Origin of the sequence: Haloferax marinum (assembly GCF_009674625.1) — an archaeon.
Taxonomy (GTDB): Archaea; Halobacteriota; Halobacteria; order Halobacteriales; family Haloferacaceae; genus Haloferax; species Haloferax marinum.
In genome coordinates this window covers 1,120,924-1,136,309 of sequence record NZ_WKJQ01000001.1, presented here as the reverse complement: position 1 = coordinate 1,136,309, position 15,386 = coordinate 1,120,924, and the positions used below count along the sequence as shown (strand labels likewise).

Annotated in this window: 18 protein-coding genes; 9 read left to right on the top strand and 9 right to left on the bottom strand. The window is 62.3% G+C overall.

The window, feature by feature from the left end; all coding sequences use genetic code 11:
• Nucleotides 1–50 precede the first annotated feature (50 nt).
• From GJR99_RS05770 to GJR99_RS05755, 4 genes are all read left to right on the top strand, one after another.
• Nucleotides 51–1,370 carry a D-aminoacyl-tRNA deacylase gene (locus GJR99_RS05770; RefSeq protein ID WP_151110163.1) on the top strand — a complete coding sequence of 440 codons (1,320 nt, stop codon included), beginning with the start codon at nt 51–53 and terminating at the stop codon, nt 1,368–1,370.
• Nucleotides 1,371–1,557: 187 nt separating this feature from the next.
• Nucleotides 1,558–2,691, top strand: coding sequence for a cell division protein FtsZ (gene ftsZ, locus GJR99_RS05765; RefSeq protein WP_151110161.1), 1,134 nt, complete (start codon nt 1,558–1,560; stop codon nt 2,689–2,691).
• A 146-nt stretch (nt 2,692–2,837) separates the two neighbouring features.
• On the top strand, nt 2,838–3,011 hold the full coding sequence (locus GJR99_RS05760; protein WP_004044219.1) for a protein translocase SEC61 complex subunit gamma: 174 nt from the start codon (nt 2,838–2,840) through the stop codon (nt 3,009–3,011).
• Between the two features lies 1 nt (nt 3,012).
• On the top strand, nt 3,013–3,465 hold the full coding sequence (locus GJR99_RS05755; protein WP_151110159.1) for a transcription elongation factor Spt5: 453 nt from the start codon (nt 3,013–3,015) through the stop codon (nt 3,463–3,465).
• A 166-nt stretch (nt 3,466–3,631) separates the two neighbouring features.
• Here GJR99_RS05755 and GJR99_RS05750 read toward each other — a convergent pair whose 3' ends face one another.
• On the bottom strand, nt 3,632–3,934 hold the full coding sequence (locus GJR99_RS05750; protein ID WP_151110157.1) for a DUF7565 family protein: 303 nt from the start codon (nt 3,932–3,934) through the stop codon (nt 3,632–3,634).
• Between the two features lie 128 nt (nt 3,935–4,062).
• Between GJR99_RS05750 and GJR99_RS05745 the strand changes: the two genes are divergently transcribed.
• A complete protein-coding gene (locus GJR99_RS05745; protein WP_151110155.1) occupies nt 4,063–4,797 on the top strand; it encodes a PHP-associated domain-containing protein in 735 nt (244 codons plus the stop codon).
• Between the two features lie 21 nt (nt 4,798–4,818).
• Here GJR99_RS05745 and GJR99_RS05740 read toward each other — a convergent pair whose 3' ends face one another.
• Together GJR99_RS05740 and GJR99_RS05735 are read right to left on the bottom strand one after the other, a co-directional pair.
• Nucleotides 4,819–5,346, bottom strand: a complete 528-nt coding sequence (locus GJR99_RS05740) for a metal-dependent hydrolase (protein WP_151110153.1) — start codon at nt 5,344–5,346, stop codon at nt 4,819–4,821.
• Nucleotides 5,347–5,438: 92 nt separating this feature from the next.
• On the bottom strand, nt 5,439–5,972 hold the full coding sequence (locus GJR99_RS05735) for a CinA family protein (RefSeq protein ID WP_151110151.1): 534 nt from the start codon (nt 5,970–5,972) through the stop codon (nt 5,439–5,441).
• A 130-nt stretch (nt 5,973–6,102) separates the two neighbouring features.
• On the opposite strand from GJR99_RS05735, the gene GJR99_RS05730 reads away from it, so the two are divergent.
• Nucleotides 6,103–7,308, top strand: coding sequence for an ArsA family ATPase (locus GJR99_RS05730; RefSeq protein WP_151110149.1), 1,206 nt, complete (start codon nt 6,103–6,105; stop codon nt 7,306–7,308).
• A gap of 38 nt (nt 7,309–7,346) precedes the next feature.
• On the opposite strand, the gene GJR99_RS05725 is transcribed toward GJR99_RS05730, so the two are convergent.
• From GJR99_RS05725 to GJR99_RS05710, 4 genes are all read right to left on the bottom strand, one after another.
• On the bottom strand, nt 7,347–8,189 hold the full coding sequence (locus GJR99_RS05725) for an SDR family oxidoreductase (protein WP_151110147.1): 843 nt from the start codon (nt 8,187–8,189) through the stop codon (nt 7,347–7,349).
• A gap of 100 nt (nt 8,190–8,289) precedes the next feature.
• Nucleotides 8,290–9,084, bottom strand: a complete 795-nt coding sequence (locus GJR99_RS05720) for an endonuclease V (RefSeq protein WP_151110145.1) — start codon at nt 9,082–9,084, stop codon at nt 8,290–8,292.
• A gap of 1 nt (nt 9,085) precedes the next feature.
• Nucleotides 9,086–10,000, bottom strand: a complete 915-nt coding sequence (locus tag GJR99_RS05715) for a rhomboid family intramembrane serine protease (protein ID WP_151110143.1) — start codon at nt 9,998–10,000, stop codon at nt 9,086–9,088.
• 464 nt (nt 10,001–10,464) lie between these two features.
• The gene (locus GJR99_RS05710) at nt 10,465–10,998 is read right to left on the bottom strand and encodes an inorganic diphosphatase (RefSeq protein ID WP_151110141.1); all 534 of its coding nucleotides are present in this window, start codon (nt 10,996–10,998) and stop codon (nt 10,465–10,467) included.
• Nucleotides 10,999–11,337: 339 nt separating this feature from the next.
• On the opposite strand from GJR99_RS05710, the gene GJR99_RS05705 reads away from it, so the two are divergent.
• The gene (locus GJR99_RS05705) at nt 11,338–11,697 is read left to right on the top strand and encodes a PadR family transcriptional regulator (RefSeq protein WP_151110139.1); all 360 of its coding nucleotides are present in this window, start codon (nt 11,338–11,340) and stop codon (nt 11,695–11,697) included.
• Between the two features lie 24 nt (nt 11,698–11,721).
• Here the strand turns inward: GJR99_RS05705 and GJR99_RS05700 are convergent, their stop codons facing one another.
• Nucleotides 11,722–12,282, bottom strand: coding sequence for a DUF7108 family protein (locus GJR99_RS05700; RefSeq protein WP_151110137.1), 561 nt, complete (start codon nt 12,280–12,282; stop codon nt 11,722–11,724).
• Nucleotides 12,275–12,868, bottom strand: coding sequence for a ribonuclease HI (gene rnhA, locus GJR99_RS05695; protein WP_151110135.1), 594 nt, complete (start codon nt 12,866–12,868; stop codon nt 12,275–12,277). Before rnhA ends, GJR99_RS05700 begins: the two co-directional genes overlap by 8 nt.
• A 117-nt stretch (nt 12,869–12,985) precedes the next feature.
• Between rnhA and GJR99_RS05690 the strand changes: the two genes are divergently transcribed.
• Entirely contained in the window at nt 12,986–13,969 is a 984-nt protein-coding gene (locus GJR99_RS05690) for a transcription initiation factor IIB (protein WP_151110133.1), read from the top strand.
• Between the two features lie 120 nt (nt 13,970–14,089).
• Nucleotides 14,090–15,355: a DNA repair protein NreA gene (gene nreA / locus GJR99_RS05685; protein WP_151110131.1), complete on the top strand. Its 1,266-nt coding sequence runs from the start codon at nt 14,090–14,092 to the stop codon at nt 15,353–15,355.
• Nucleotides 15,356–15,386 lie beyond the last annotated feature (31 nt).

Genomic DNA, 15,386 nt, shown 5'->3' with positions numbered 1-15,386 from the left:
CGCTCGCCGGTTCCGACGCCCTTTTCGCCGCACTCGGCGACTCACGATTCGTGATTGGAATCGTCGTCAGCCGCGCCGACAGCGCATCGGTTCACATCGGTGAGCACCTCCTCTCGCTCGCCGACTGGGACGTACAGACGGACGACGAGCGGCCGGACGCCGACGGAGGCGGGCAGTTCTATCGCCGTGACGGGTTCGAACTCCGCGAGTTCGACGACTTGCACATCTACATCGACGACCCTGCCGACGCGTTCTCGACAGACATCGACGTGCTCGCCGTCGTCTCTCGGCACTCCGGTGAGACGGGGGCACTCCTGACCGCACATTTCACGGGTAACTTCGGCCCCGCCGAGTACGGTGGCGAATCCGGCCAGTTCGCTCGTGCCTGTCCGAACGCGCAACGGGCGGTCGTCGCGGCGCTCGAAGAACACGCGCCAGACGGATACGAAGTCGGTATCGAAGCGACACACCACGGCCCGACACAGACCACCGTTCCATCGATGTTCGTCGAACTCGGGAGCGGCGAAGACGAGTGGGCCGACCCGGAGGGTGCGCGCGCCGTCGCGGCCGCCGTCCTCGACATCGAGGGTGTCGAACCCGATACAGACCGCCAACTCGTCGGATTCGGCGGCGGTCACTACGCACCACGCTTCTTCCGCGTCCTCGAAGACACGGACTGGTGTGTCGGCCACATCGCCGCAGACTGGCAACTGAAGGCGATGGGCGACCCCGACGAGAACCGCGACGTCATCCGTCGCGCGTTCGAAGCGTCGGCGTCCGACACCGCACTCGTCGATGGCGACCGAGACGAACTCGCGGCCGTCCTCGAAGACGAGGGCTACCGGGTCGTCTCCGAGACGTGGGTCCGCGAGACTGCCGATGTCGCGCTCGAACGTGTCCGCGAACTCGAATCCGACGTCACGCGCATCGAAGACGGTCTTCGGTTCGGCGCGGACATCGACGCCGACTCTTACGAGACCGTCTCGCTCCCGGATGGCCTCTTGGGCGAGGCACAGGGCATCGACCTCGACGCAGCGCTCCAGGCAGTCACAGAGACGACGGTGGCCTTTCACACGACCGAAGGGGGGACCCGCGCCGTTGGACACGCCGCCGTCACGGACGATGGCTACGACGAACTCGTCGAGCGTCTCTGTGAGATTCTGCGCCAGAAGTACGACACTGTGAATCGAGAAGACGGCCGCGTCACGGCGACTGTCAGCGCGTTCGACCCGTCGGCCGCCCGAGAGCGAGGCGTCCCCGAGGGGCCGGCGTTCGGAAAGCTTTCGTCCGGACAGTCGGTGGACGTCGAGGGCGAGACGATTACCCCCGCGGAGGTCTCGCGCGAGCGAGTCATCGAGTACGTAATCTGATTCAGTTAGCTATCACTTAGTACGTAATCTGACTCAGTTTGCTATCAGTTACCTGCGACTGTCCGTTAATCGGCGGTTTGTGACAATCAGTATCCATTAAATGGCCCAAAATATCGCTGCTGTCAGACGCATGTCTGACACAAGGGGGAAAGATAATTAGTCATCCTCGTAAACCATCTGCTCAAATATGGACTCAATCGTCGACGACGCAATCGATGAGGCCGAGGACATGGGGGATGGGGCGACCGAAGTCGGCGGCCCAGAGAACATCAACCGGTCTGGCACGATGACTGACGACGAACTGAAAGCGGTTCTCAAGGACCTTCAGACCAACATTACGGTGGTCGGGTGCGGTGGTGCGGGTGGCAACACCGTCAACCGAATGCACGACGAAGGAATCAAGGGAGCCAAACTGGTCGCCGCGAACACCGACGTGCAGCACCTCGTCGAAATCGGGGCGGACACGAAGATTCTCATGGGCGAACAGAAGACGCAAGGCCGTGGTGCTGGCTCGCTTCCACAGGTGGGTGAAGAAGCCGCACTCGAATCCCAAGAGGAGATTTACGACGCTATCGAGGGCTCCGACATGGTGTTCGTCACGGCCGGCCTCGGTGGGGGGACCGGGACTGGTTCTGCCCCGGTCGTCGCCAAGGCAGCACGCGAATCTGGCGCGCTCACTATCGCTATCGTGACGACGCCGTTCACGGCAGAGGGTGAAGTTCGACGCACGAACGCCGAGGCGGGTCTCGAACGACTCCGTGACGTCTCTGACACGGTCATCGTCGTTCCGAACGACCGCCTGCTCGACGCCGTCGGGAAGCTTCCCGTCCGCCAGGCGTTCAAGGTCTCTGACGAAGTGCTGATGCGCTCTGTCAAGGGTATCACCGAACTCATCACCAAACCCGGCCTCGTCAACCTCGACTTTGCCGACGTGAAGACGGTCATGGAACGTGGTGGCGTCGCCATGATCGGTCTCGGTGAGTCTGACTCTGAGTCCAAGGCGCAGGAGTCCGTCAAATCTGCGCTCCGCTCTCCGCTTCTCGACGTGGACATCTCCGGTGCGAACTCCGCACTCGTCAACGTCACCGGTGGTTCGGACATGAGCATCGAAGAAGCAGAAGGTGTGGTCGAGGAGATTTACGACCGCATCGACCCCGACGCACGTATCATCTGGGGGACGTCCGTGGACGACGACCTCGAAGGCATGATGCGCACGATGATCGTCGTGACGGGCGTCGAGTCGCCGCAGATTTACGGTCGAAACGGGCAGGTCCAGCAGCAGGCCCAAGAACGTCTCGAAGATATCGACTACGTCGAGTAATCGACTTCGGACCGCGATTCCGACGAGACGACTCGGTCGGTCGCGAACACACTCGATTTTTAGACGCCGCTGACACAGCGACTCGCGAGTTCGCGGCAATCTGCATCAATAGATAGAAAAAGCCGGCCGTCTTAGCCCCCACCAACATGGACGTCAAGTACGATCTGAACAGTTACGTTCGCGTGCTGAAACTCGCGAGCACACCCTCCTGGCAGGAGTTCTCTCAAATCTCCAAGATTGCCGGTGCGGGTATCTTCCTCGTCGGGTTGCTCGGCTTCATCATCTTCGCGGTCATGAGCTTCCTCCCTGGGGGCGTCTGAGATGCCAATCTTCGCCGTAAAGACGACCGCTCGACAGGAGCGAACGGTCGCAGACATGATCGCGACGAAGGACTTCGCGGAGATTCACGCCGTCCTCGCTCCCGACTCACTGACGAGTTACGTGATGGTCGAAGCCGACGACGACGGCATCGTCACCCGTGTTCTCGAAGAGATTCCGCACGCTCGCGGCCTCGTCGAGAGCGGTGGGATGGTCGGCACCTCCAGTATGTCCGAAGTCGAGCACTTCCTCTCGCCGACGCCGGACGTCGAAGGGATTGCAGAAGGCGACATCGTCGAACTCATCGCTGGCCCGTTCAAAGGCGAGAAGGCTCGCGTCCAGCGTATCGACGAAACCAAAGACCAGGTCACTGTCGAACTCTACGAGGCGACAGTCCCGATTCCGGTCACCGTCCGCGGCGACCAGATTCGCGTCCTCGACTCCGAAGAACGGTAAGTCCCGCTCGCTGGGTCTCTTGTATCTCTCTCTTCACGTCGCGTCTCCACCACTGGTGAGCGCCGGGGTCTATTCCGGTTGGTGAGCGCCGGGGTCTGTTCCGGTTGGTGAGCGCCAGGTCCGTTCCGGTTGGTGAGCGCCAGGTCCGTTCCGGCGCGGGTGTCCCCTACAGCGCTCCTTGTTTGCGGAGCGTCTGGACGACGTTGTTGAGGTTGGCTTCCTCCTCGACGGTCGCTTTGACGTCTTCTCGGATACGGACCGCCGTCGAGTCTGCCTCGTACGCCCGAACGAACTCCGCGCGAGTGTGCTCGTCGAACGCGTGGCGAATCGCGAAGTATCCCTCGGGGACGATGGTTCCGCACACTTTGCATTCGTGTCGTTCGTGGTCCGTCGTCTGGTGGATGATGACACTTTCGACGTCCTCGAAACGACCACCGCACCCTTCGACACCGCACTTCCACCTGGACATATTCTCTTCGACGGACGTGGGGGACAAAACCGTTTCTTCGGTCTATTGGCGTCTTAGAAATAGCAACCACTAACTATCGTCTTCCCGGAAATGGTCGTGTGACCGCGAGTACGACGACTCGGGTAGATATGCACGTGAAGATTCTCGACGAGCGAGTCGTCTCACGTGCGAAAGCACGTGGTATCGACGTGCTGGTGTACGCCCCTCACTTCGTCCGCCTCCCCGATATCCGTGCTCGCGCCGAGCGATTCTCCGACGACGAACTCCTCGTCGTCCCTGCACGCGAGGTGTTCACCGGCGGGTGGAACGACCGAAAACACCTCCTCGCACTCGGTCTCTCCGACCCGGTTCCCGACTTCATCACGCTCGATGGCGCACTCGACGAGTTCGAACGACAGGGCGCGGCCGTCCTCGTTCCGCACCCGGAACTCCTGACGGTGAGTCTCACCGTCGACGACGTCGTCGAACACCGCGAGGCCCTCCACGCTGTCGAGACGTACAACGCCAAAGCGTTCGCGCGACACAATCGACGTGGTCGCGAAATCGCCCGCGAGGCTGACATGCCGGGATTCGGGTCGTCGTACGCCCACCTTCGAGGAACCATCGGAGAAGCGTGGACCGAGTTCGACCGCGACATCGACTCCGAGGCCGCCCTCGTCGAAGCACTCCGAGAGGGGGCCGGCCGCCGCGTGAAACGACGCTCCGGCCTCTCGCACACCCTTCGGGGCACCGTCGAATTCGCCCACCTCGGTTACGAGAACTCGTGGGGGAAGATAGACCGACTGCTCTTGTCTGGGATGGAACCAACCCACCCGAACCACATCGCGTACGACGGCCAGTTCGACGACGTGAGCGTCTACTGATTCTGAAGACCTCCCGCGGAGTTAGAGTATCGCGCTGAACGACGCTGCGGCCGCCGCGAGCGACACGTCGAGCGAAAACAGATAGTAGTGGACGCCAGCGAGGACGCCGAGTTCAGCGACGGTGACGACGAGGGTCACGGGGTCGGCGTACTTCGAACTCGTCGCGACGCCCGTCGGCAGGTCGTACTCCTGTGGCGACAGGGGGTAGAACAGCGCGATACCGCGTTTCGACCCCACCATGTCGAGGACGTAGTGCGTGGCGACGCCGATCCAGACGAAGTGGAGGTTGTTGAAGATGAGCGGGAAGACGAGGAACGTGACCAACACCGGCAGGTTGTGGAGCGTCTTACGGTGCTTCCCGAAGGCGGTGTCCACGTCGGGAAAGAGCGCACCGAGGACGATTGGGAGCGACAACTGGCCAATCTTCTCGGCGATGCTGAGGTAGCTTTCGACGTCGTTCGGTTGAAACGTCCGAGGGTCGACGCTGAGGATGACGCCGAGACCGAGTGCTAAGAGGATGGCATTGAGTACGTGCCCCTTCTTGTTCATGGACTGAAACTGGCCTGCCGGGATACAAAGGTTTCCCACAGAACCGCCCGACTGCGCTCCGTCCTCGTCGAGGCTGTCATCCGCGTCGAATCTCAATCGCCGTCGCGTTCACCGACCGATTCGACCTCCTCGCGGAGCAGTTCCAGCGCCCCGCGCGCAATCTGTTCTTTCACCTGCGTCCGCGACCCGTCGTACTCGAACCGTTCGACGCGCGTGTACGACGCTTCGGACCCCCACGGCGCGGCGAAGGCGATGCCAACGAAGACGGTTCCGACGGGCTTGCCGGGGAGTGCGCCACCCGGTCCTGCGATACCCGTCGTCGCCACGCCCCACGTCGTATCGGCAACGTCGCGGACGGCGGCGGCCATCTCGCGTGCGACGGGTTCCGAGACGGCCCCGAACTCGTCGAGACTCTCACGCGAGACGGCCAGTTCGTGGCGCTTGGCGTCGTACGAGTAGACGACGAGCGACCGGTCGAAGTACTCGCTCGACCCCGGCACGTCGGTGAGGAGCGACCCGACGAGGCCGCCGGTACAGGACTCCGCGACGGCGACGGTGTGGCCCGCGTCGCGGAGGGCGTCGCCCACGCGCTCTTCTTCCGGAGGGTCGGATGCGAACTCGCGCATACGCCTGCCAACGACCGGATGCGACAAAAACTTGGGCGGCACTGGTTGGGCTCTTCCCTCCCGCTCGTGGCATCCAACACAGGGTTCCGAGACCGAGAAGTACACAAAGCAGGACCGTTTCGGGTCCCACATGGACATCGACGTGGAGCCGACTGACCGCCCCGAGGAGACGGACGACGCTGGCGACGAGGGACCAGCGGAGATCGAAGTCGAAGCCACCGACCCAGAAACGACGACGACAGAGCGCGCGGACCTGCCACGCGGTATCGACGCGCCGGACTACGTCCTCTACGGCGGGAAAGGTGGCGTCGGAAAGACCACGATGGCGGCGGCGACGGCACTCGCCAGCGCCGCCGACGGAACGGCGACACTCGTCGTCTCGACGGACCCTGCACACTCACTTTCGGACACACTCGGTACCTCACTCCCTGCCGAACCCACACGAATCCGGGAAGACATCCCCCTCTACGCCGCCGAAATCGACCCGGACTCCGTGATGGAAGGCCCGTTCGCCGGTGGCGGCGACACGCCAGCAGACGAGACGGCGTACGACACGAGCGAGTACGACGACGAAAACCCGTTCGTCGGCGACGACGGCGGAAACTCACCGTTCGGCGGCATGGGCGACGCGATGGGTGGGTTCGAGGACCTCCTCGGCGGCGACGGACCGATGGGCATGGGTGGCCCGATGCCCGGTGCCGACGAGGCAGCGGCGATGCAGCAACTGCTCGAATATCTGGACGACCCGCGATTCGACCGTGTCGTCATCGACACCGCGCCGACCGGCCACACGCTCCGACTGCTCGAACTCCCCGAGATGATGGACTCGATGCTCGGCCGTATCGTCCGCATGCGCGACAAGTTCTCGGGGATGATGGACAGCGTCAAGGGTATGTTCGGCGGCGGCCCGGACGACCCACAGGCAGGGATGGCCGACCTCGACGAACTCAGAGAGCGTATCGAGCGCCTCCGGGCCGTCCTCCGTGACCCCTCGAAGACCGACTTCCGCGTCGTCATGATTCCCGAAGAGATGAGCGTCGTCGAGTCGAAGCGCCTCGTCGCCCGCCTCGACGAGTTTGGAATTCCTGTCCAGACGCTCGTCGTCAATCGCGTCATGGAGCAGGTGGACGACGTCGCAGACGTGGACTCCTCGTGGTTCGAGTCACCCGACCTCGAGAACTGTGGCTTCTGTCAGCGCCGGTGGAAGGTCCAACAGGAAGCGCTTCGCTCCGCGACAGACCTGTTCCGTGGCCGCGACGTCAAACGAGTCCCGCTTCTCGCAGACCAGGTACAGGGAGAAGACGCACTCCGTGTCGTCGCGTCTTGTCTCGACTAGGGGGAAACTCGGGTCACGAAACGGTCGTCGGCCGGTTTTTACGGTAGTTTTCGAGCGAATTCGAACAGCGTGTCGCGCCACGAGTCGGGGAGGAACCGACCGAGGACGGTGACGCGAGCGACGGTTCCGGGTTGGTAGCGAGCGTGTGGCTTCGTCGAACTCGCGGCGTCGACGATGTCTTCAGCGACTCGCTCCGGTGGGATTGCGCCGGGCATGGTTCCGCCGAGTGCGTCTCTGTCTTCGAAGAGTTTGTAGAACCTCTCGTAGGCACCCGAGCGCTCGATGCCGTCGTGTTCCTCGCCGCCGTTGACCTCTGCTTCGACACGGTTGGCGAACTGCGTCTCGACCGGCCCAGGTTCGATGAGGACGGCGTCGATGCCGTACTCGTCGACTTCGGCACGGAGCGCGTCGGTCATCGCTTCGAGGGCGAACTTCGACCCCGCGTAGACGCCGCCGCCGGGGAACGAGACGCGGCCGACGACGCTGGAGACGTTGATAATCGTCCCCTCGCCCTGTGACCGCATGTGCGGGAGGACGGCACGAACGAGTCGGTGTGGGCCGTAGACGTTCACGTCGAACTGCTCGTGGACCATCTCGGTCGGCACGTCTTCGAGGGGGCCCATCTGGCCGTAGCCTGCGTTGTTGACGAGACAGTCGATGCGTCCCTGTTCGTCGACGATGCGGTCGACGACGCGTTCGACGTCTCCCTGGTCGGTCACGTCGAGCGTCGCGATGTTCGCGCCGCGTTCGCCCAGCGTCTCGATGTCCGCCGGGTTTCGGGCGGTGGCGTAAACCTCCCACTCCTCGTCGAGGAAGTCGAGCGCTGCCGCGCGCCCGATTCCCGAGGAGCAACCGGTGATGAGGACCGTTTTTTGATGCACGTCGGTAGGTCGAACCGTGCGCTGTTAAGTGTTCGCGGTTCGGCACGACGGTGAGGAAGGGGTGTGACGTTCGCTTCGGCGTCTGACGTCCGCTTCGGCGTCACTCGTACTGTGCTTTCGCCTCGTCGGCGTAGGCGTCCGCGAGTCGCGTCGGTTCGGGGAGTTTGTAGTCGCCCGAGAGACGGGAGACGACGTCGACGGTCGTCTCCGCGGAGAGACGGTGGCCGGGACTGACGTACAGCGGGTTGATTATCGGGCGAGAATCGTACTGTCGAGACTGGAACGCGTAGCCGATGACCGTCTCGGGGGTGGCGGGGTGGCCACCGACAGCGTCGACCGAGTCGTCTGCCCGAATCGGTGTCTGCCAGCCTTCGGGACGGCCATCGACGTCTTCGTCGGGCGTGCCACAGAGGAGCGATTTGGCGACGCCGATGCTCGGAACGTCGTAGACGACACCGAGGTGTGTGGCGAGGCCGGCCTGTCGAAAGTGGACGCGCCCCGACCCGTCGAAGACGAGGAGGTCGGGGTCGCTGTCGAGTTTTGCGAGGGCGTCGAGGATTGGGCCGCCTTCACGGAACGAGAGGAGGCCGGGAACGTACGGTAAGTCGAGTTCGGAGACGGCGTGGACGCGTTCGACGACTGCTCCCCCGCGGAGAACGACGACGGCGCTCACTGCTCGGTCGTCGAGAAACGACTGGTCGATGCCGGCGACGAGCGGTGGGTCTGTGTCGCCTGTGAGCGTCGTGGTTCCGGAGTCGGCCAGCGAGATACTCGCCGGGTCGAACGACAGGTCGTCTTCGAAGACGGCCGTCTCCGCGACACGGCGCTGCAGTGACTCCATCTCGGCCTTCGAGAGACCGGGTCGTGGTGCGAGTTCTGGATGGACCTGCCGCATCTCAGAAGCGGCCGCCGCCGGGGCCGCGACGCATCCCGCCGCCGAGCGACATCTCGCTGGGGACGCGCTGCTTGCCTTTCACGCGCTGTCCGTACGCGAGACCGATGACGAGGCCGACGAGGTGGGCGAAGTGGGCGACGTTACCCTGTCCGGCCGTCGCTGCAGCACCCGGCGCGAGGAAGAAGACGACCGAGAGTGCTGCGAACCCGAAGGTAAAGAGCCACAGCGGGATGGGGATGAGGAAGTACAGGTAGATACGGAGGTTCGGGTTCAACACCGTCAGGACGCCGAGGACGGCGAAGACGGCACCTGAGGCTCCGAGGACCGACGTGGGGACGCCGGGCGTCAAGATGAGGGCGCTCCCGATGTGGGACAGTCCTGCGAGGACGCCAGCGCCGATAAACAGCGCGGCGAACTTCTGGGACCCGATGTACCGTTCGACCGGCGGGCCGAAGAAGTACAGCACGATGCTGTTCCCCACGATGTGGTAGAACGAGAACGGATTGTGCGAGAACACGGAGGTAACCCACGTCCAGACGTACAGAGGGTTCTCCGAACTCAGTGTGAACAGCGCGCTGAACAGCACGCTCGAGTTCGTCACGAGGAGGACGACCCACTCTAAGAGGAACGTCACCCACATGATCGCGAGGAACAGGTAGGACACGTTCCCACGGAAGTAGCCGAGTACTCCGCCGGTACCCGTCAGTGAGTCGAGGGCACCCTTCGCGCGCCCCCGGCTCGTGCCGGCCGAGCTATCGAAGTCGCTCTCGAAGACGCCGGATGGGTCGTTCCACTCCGCGAGGCCCGTGCAGTTGTGGTTCTCGGGAAGGCGGTGTTCGGAACAGAACGTACCGCCACACCGCGAACAGCTGTACGGCAGACTCTCGTCTTTGCCGCACACGTCGCAGATAGCCATTACTCACGACTTGCGGCGGCGAGATAAAAAGGGGTTGCCTCCAGCGCGTCGTATTTGCACACCTCGATTCGAGACTCAGCGATGCATCTCACGAACGCTCGTCACGTGGCACAGAAAGACTCAGGCGTCGTCTTCGGCCTCTTCGTCGGCATCGCTCTCTGCCGTGGCAGGAGGCGTGAAGTTCGTCGGGACGACAGTCGGGTGGTTGAGCCCGAGTCGGGGTTGCTTGGCTGCCATACTCACTTCTCACTTGGCTCCCCACGGACTAATAATTACTCATGCGCATAATTTATCTGGTGGCGTGGCGAGAATAACTGCGGCGTATCTGCCTCCCCCGCGGCCACCAGTTTTGGGTACTGCCGACCGGGAGCGAGGCGAAGACGGGTTCTGGTCGATACTGCGTGCTATCGCTGGTGTATTCGACGCCAAAAAACGGTCTACTAGTGGCCCGCGTACGCGAGGGATTACGCGAAGTTCTCTTCGTAGAGCTCCATCGCGTGCACGATGGCGTCCTTCGCGGCCTGCTTGTCTTCCCACCCGAGCGTCTCGACTTCTTTGCCTGCTTCGAGGTTCTTGTAGGTCGAGAAGAACTCGTCAATCTCGTCTTGCAGCTGCTGTGGGATGTCGTCGAGGTCCTCGATGTGGTCGTAGCGTGGGTCCTCGGTGGGGACGGCGATGACCTTGTCGTCCTGCTCGCCGTCGTCGTCCATCCTCATGAGTGCGACGGGGCGTGCTTCGATGACGCAACCGGGGAACGTCTGGTCTTCGACGAGGACGAGCACGTCGAAGGGGTCTTCGTCGTCGTAGTACGTCTGCGGCATGAAGCCGTAGTCCGAGGGGTAGTGGACGTTGGAGTGGAGCACGCGGTCGAGGACGACGCCGGGGATGTCCTTGTCGTACTCGTATTTGTTGCGCTCGCCTTTGAGGCACTCGACAACTGCGTAGATGACGTCCGGCGCGTCGGGGCCGGTTTCCATGTCTTCCCAAAGATTCGCCATATTGAACCCATCCTCGAAACGGGCAAAAGTACTTTCGGCATCGCTCTCGTGGTGCTGGTATCGGTCTCGGTGTCTCGCCGTCTCGCAGATGTACCCAACTCTAGATATATTCTCGAGAGAATCCTCGAGTCCGCTCTCGATGCCGAACTGAATATTCCTCCAGTATGCTACCACTAACAACTGTATCGAAAGTACTGAACTTCATAACCACGTACATTTGTCCAAATCCCTACACAGATGTTCAATACCGTCAGAACCCCCGCTATTTCGGGGTCGTCTGTTCGTCAAACCGATTGCGCGTTGACAAAGTTTAAATAGGTAGATGACATTTCCACATGCATGTCAGAGGCACAAACTATTGGCAACAAATCCGGTGCGGCTCGGGACCTCACCGCGTTCCAACAGAACATCCTCGTCATCCTCGCCGAGGAACCAATGTACGGTCTTGCAATCAAGCGTCACCTCGAAGAGTACTACGACACCGAGGTTAACCACGGGCGTCTGTACCCCAACCTCGACGACCTCGTCGAGATGGGTCTCGTCGAAAAGAGCGAACTCGACAAGCGTACGAACCAGTACGAACTGACCGACGACGGCCTCCAGGCCGTCCTCGACCGCTTCGACTGGATGCTCTCGAAGTTCGTCACCGACGACGAACGCGGCGAGATGGTCACCGAGCTCATCGAAGCCAAGCTGTAATCAGTAGAAAACCCCGGTTTCGCTCTACTCGTATTCGGGCAATTCGGCGTCTACGGCGTCGAACACGAATTCGAGCGAATCCGAAAGTAACGACCGCTGTTCGGCGGTCAGCCACGCATTGCGTGGATAATATTCTTTGACGAACTCACGAACCTCCGGAGCGCCAGCCGTCTCTATCCGCCGAACGTAGTGGTTCCCGAGGAAATCTGCGAACGCCCGCGCGTTCGCTGCGTGGTCGTCTCCGTGTTCGTCGGCGACGGCCTCGACGACGGCAGCGTTGTGTTCTTCGACGGCACTCCACTCGTAGTCTTCACCCGTCCCCGACAGTGGGCGTTCTATCCCACGGTCGACGTCGTCTATCTGCGACGGGCGAACCGTCCCCTCGTCGTCGACCCACTCTGCAGGGTGGAGGACGAGTACGTCGTCTTCTTCCCGGTGACGGGCGACGAAGTCGTACGGTTCGACGAGTTCGTCTCGGGCCGAGAGATACGTCTCGCGTTCGCCGGGGTCGATGGCATCACGTGCTAGTCGGGTCAACCGCTCTGTCTCTTGTAATATCTCTTGGGGGAGTTCTGAGTCAGGCATCGTCGAGGGCCTCGTTGGCTAAAGAGTCGGCGCGGTCGTTTATCTCTCGCGGTACGTGCTCTAACGACCAGCGGTCGAACTGAGAGAGCAGTTCGTTGGCTTTCACACGGCGTTCACGGAGTCCGGGGTCGTTCGTCTTCCACTCGCCACGAACCTGTTTGACGATGAGTTGTGAGTCACCGCGCACGTCGACCTCGTCGTACCCGTACTCTGCGGCCGCAGAGAGCGCCTCGATGAGTGCCTCGTACTCCGCGCGGTTGTTGGTCGTCTTCCCGATGCGTTTCGACCCTTCGGCGACGATTCCGTTGCTCGTCACGATGGCCCACCCGACCGCGGCGGGTCCGGGATTCCCCCGACTCGCACCGTCGAAGTAGACGTGTGCGCGCCCACCCTTCGGTTGCAAGAGCGCCAGTAAGTCGGTCGGGTTGCTCCCCTGAACGACGACTTTCTCGTCGTAGGCGACTGCGCTCGCGTCACCTCGCGCGGCGCGCCAGCGTTCGTACTCTGTGTTGCCGGACTGTACGGGTACACCGGCCTCTTCGAGTCGTCGTCGCGCTTCGTCTGGGTCACACTCGACCGTCGGCATACCTCCACCTCGCTGGGGCCTCGGTATAGGCGCTCCGTTCGTCGGCGCAGCGACACACCACCGATACATATCAGGGAAAACTTTCAAGTATCAGTGGACAGACACTATATAAATGCGATGAAACGGCCTACACGCCAGCGGGAACGTGAGTACGACCGGACTCGATGGGGAGACGAGTCGGAAGACGACAAGACGGCGGACGAAGGCGAGTTGGACCTCGAAAACCTCGATTCTGACGAGGTCAGACGGACGGCAGATGGTGAGTTGATTCACGAGGAGACGGGTATCATCATCGAAGAAGACCGAATCGACCCCGGCCCGGAGTGGCGCGCGTTCAACCACTCGGAACGCCAGTCGAAGTCGCGCGTCGGTGCACCCACCACGAAGACGATGCACGACAAGGGGTTGACGACGACCATCGACTGGAAGGACAAAGACGCCTACGGTCGGTCGCTGTCGTCCGAAAAACGCTCGCAGATGCACCGCCTTCGCAAGTGGCAAGAACGCATTCGAACGAAAGACGCCGGCGAGCGCAACCTCCAGTTCGCGCTCAGCGAAATCGACCGCATGGCGTCTGCGCTCGGTGTCCCACGGGCAGTCCGCGAAGTCGCCTCCGTCATCTATCGTCGCGCACTCGACGAGGACCTGATTCGCGGACGGTCTATCGAAGGCGTCGCAACCTCGACGCTCTACGCCGCCTGTCGAAAAGAAGGAATCCCCCGCTCACTCGAAGAGATCGCCGAAGTATCGCGCGTCGAACGGAAAGAGATCGGGCGGACCTATCGCTACGTCTCTCAAGAGCTCGGGTTGGAGATGCGGCCAGTCAACCCCAAGAAGTACGTCCCACGGTTCTCGTCGGAACTCGACCTCTCGAAAGAGGTGCAGTCGAAGGCGAACGAGATTATCGAGACGACGGCCGAACAGGGCTTGCTCTCGGGGAAATCGCCGACAGGATTCGCCGCCGCCGCAATCTACGCGGCGTCGTTGCTCTGCAACGAGAAGAAGACCCAGCGCGAAGTCGCAGACGTCGCGCAGGTGACCGAGGTCACCATCCGGAACCGCTACCAAGAACAGATAGAAGCGATGGACATCCACGCCTGACAGGAAGCCCGGTCCTTCGGGTGTCTTGTCCATACCCATCCCGACCACGCCGACTCGTTTTGAATCGGACGACGCCCCCGACGCCGAAGGTTCATACCCGCGGACGACGCACATCCGATGATGCGGCTCGACGAGTTCATGGACATCGAGCGGGACGAGCGCGCCGAGCGCCGCCGCCTCGCTGAAGAGAAGTCCTACGGCATCCTCGACCACCTCGAAACGTTTCAAGACCGATTCGAGGAGACGGTGCAGGGGGACTCACTCTACGGGGGCGTCTCGCCGTCGATTTTCGTCGGGCGGTCGAACTACCCGCGCGTCTCGACGGGTATCCTCTCGCCCGTCGGGCACGACGAAGACGCCGACACCTTCGAGACGAGCGCCGCGTGGTACGACGAAGGCGTGAGTATCTCCGACGTGTTTCAGCGCCGGACCTCGCTTCTCAACTCGAATCGTGGGACGAAAGTCACGAACGTCGCCGACTCGTGGGACGGCTTTCTGGGCACGCAACGGGAAGTCGCCATCGCCGACCGCCCCGTCACCGTCGAAATCGGCCTCGACGGCAAACCGGATTTGAATCTCGACGCCCACACCGACGACGTGGCGACACCGGTTGGCCCCCGCGCCCACGCTCGGTCTGCCGACCTCGCGGAGAACCCGCACGTTCCACGAGCAGTGAAGAAGACGCTCGAAGACGACGACTGGAACGCACAGGGGGCGATGACCTATCTCTACCGACGCGGATTCGACGTCTACGACATCAACACCATCCTCTCGGCCGGCGCACTCGGCCAGACCGAACAGCGCCGACTCGTCCCCACGCGCTGGTCGATTACGGCCGTCGACGACACACTCGGCCAGTACCTCAGAGGGACGGTCAAACACGCGAACACCATCGACAACGTCGAGATCTACCGAAACGAGTTCCTCGGCAACGCCTTCTGGGTTATCCTCGCACCGGGTCGGTGGGAGTTCGAGTTAGTCGAGATGAAAGCCCCTGGGAGCGTCTGGAACCCCAATCCAGAGGCTGGGATGTATCTCGCCGCGGATAGTGAAGGCTACGAAGGCCGGTCGTCCTACGTGAACGAGACTGCAGGCGCGTATCACGCCTCTCGACTGGGCGTCCTCGAGCACCTCCACGACAGAGGGCGACAGGCCAAAGCCCTAGTTCTTCGGCACGTCTCCGACGAGTACTGGGGTCCGGTCGGCGTCTGGCAGATTCGAGAGTCGATTCGACACGCCTTCGAAGGCGAGATGGTCGAAGCAGAGACGTTCGGTGACGCCGTCCGCGACGTGACCAACTACCTCCCCGTCTCGCTCGGTGACCTTCGTCGGAAATCGACGATGGCCGCCGGCCTCCAGACGAACATCTTCGACTTCGGGCAGTAACGTATATCTGACACTGGGCCGACACCTTCTG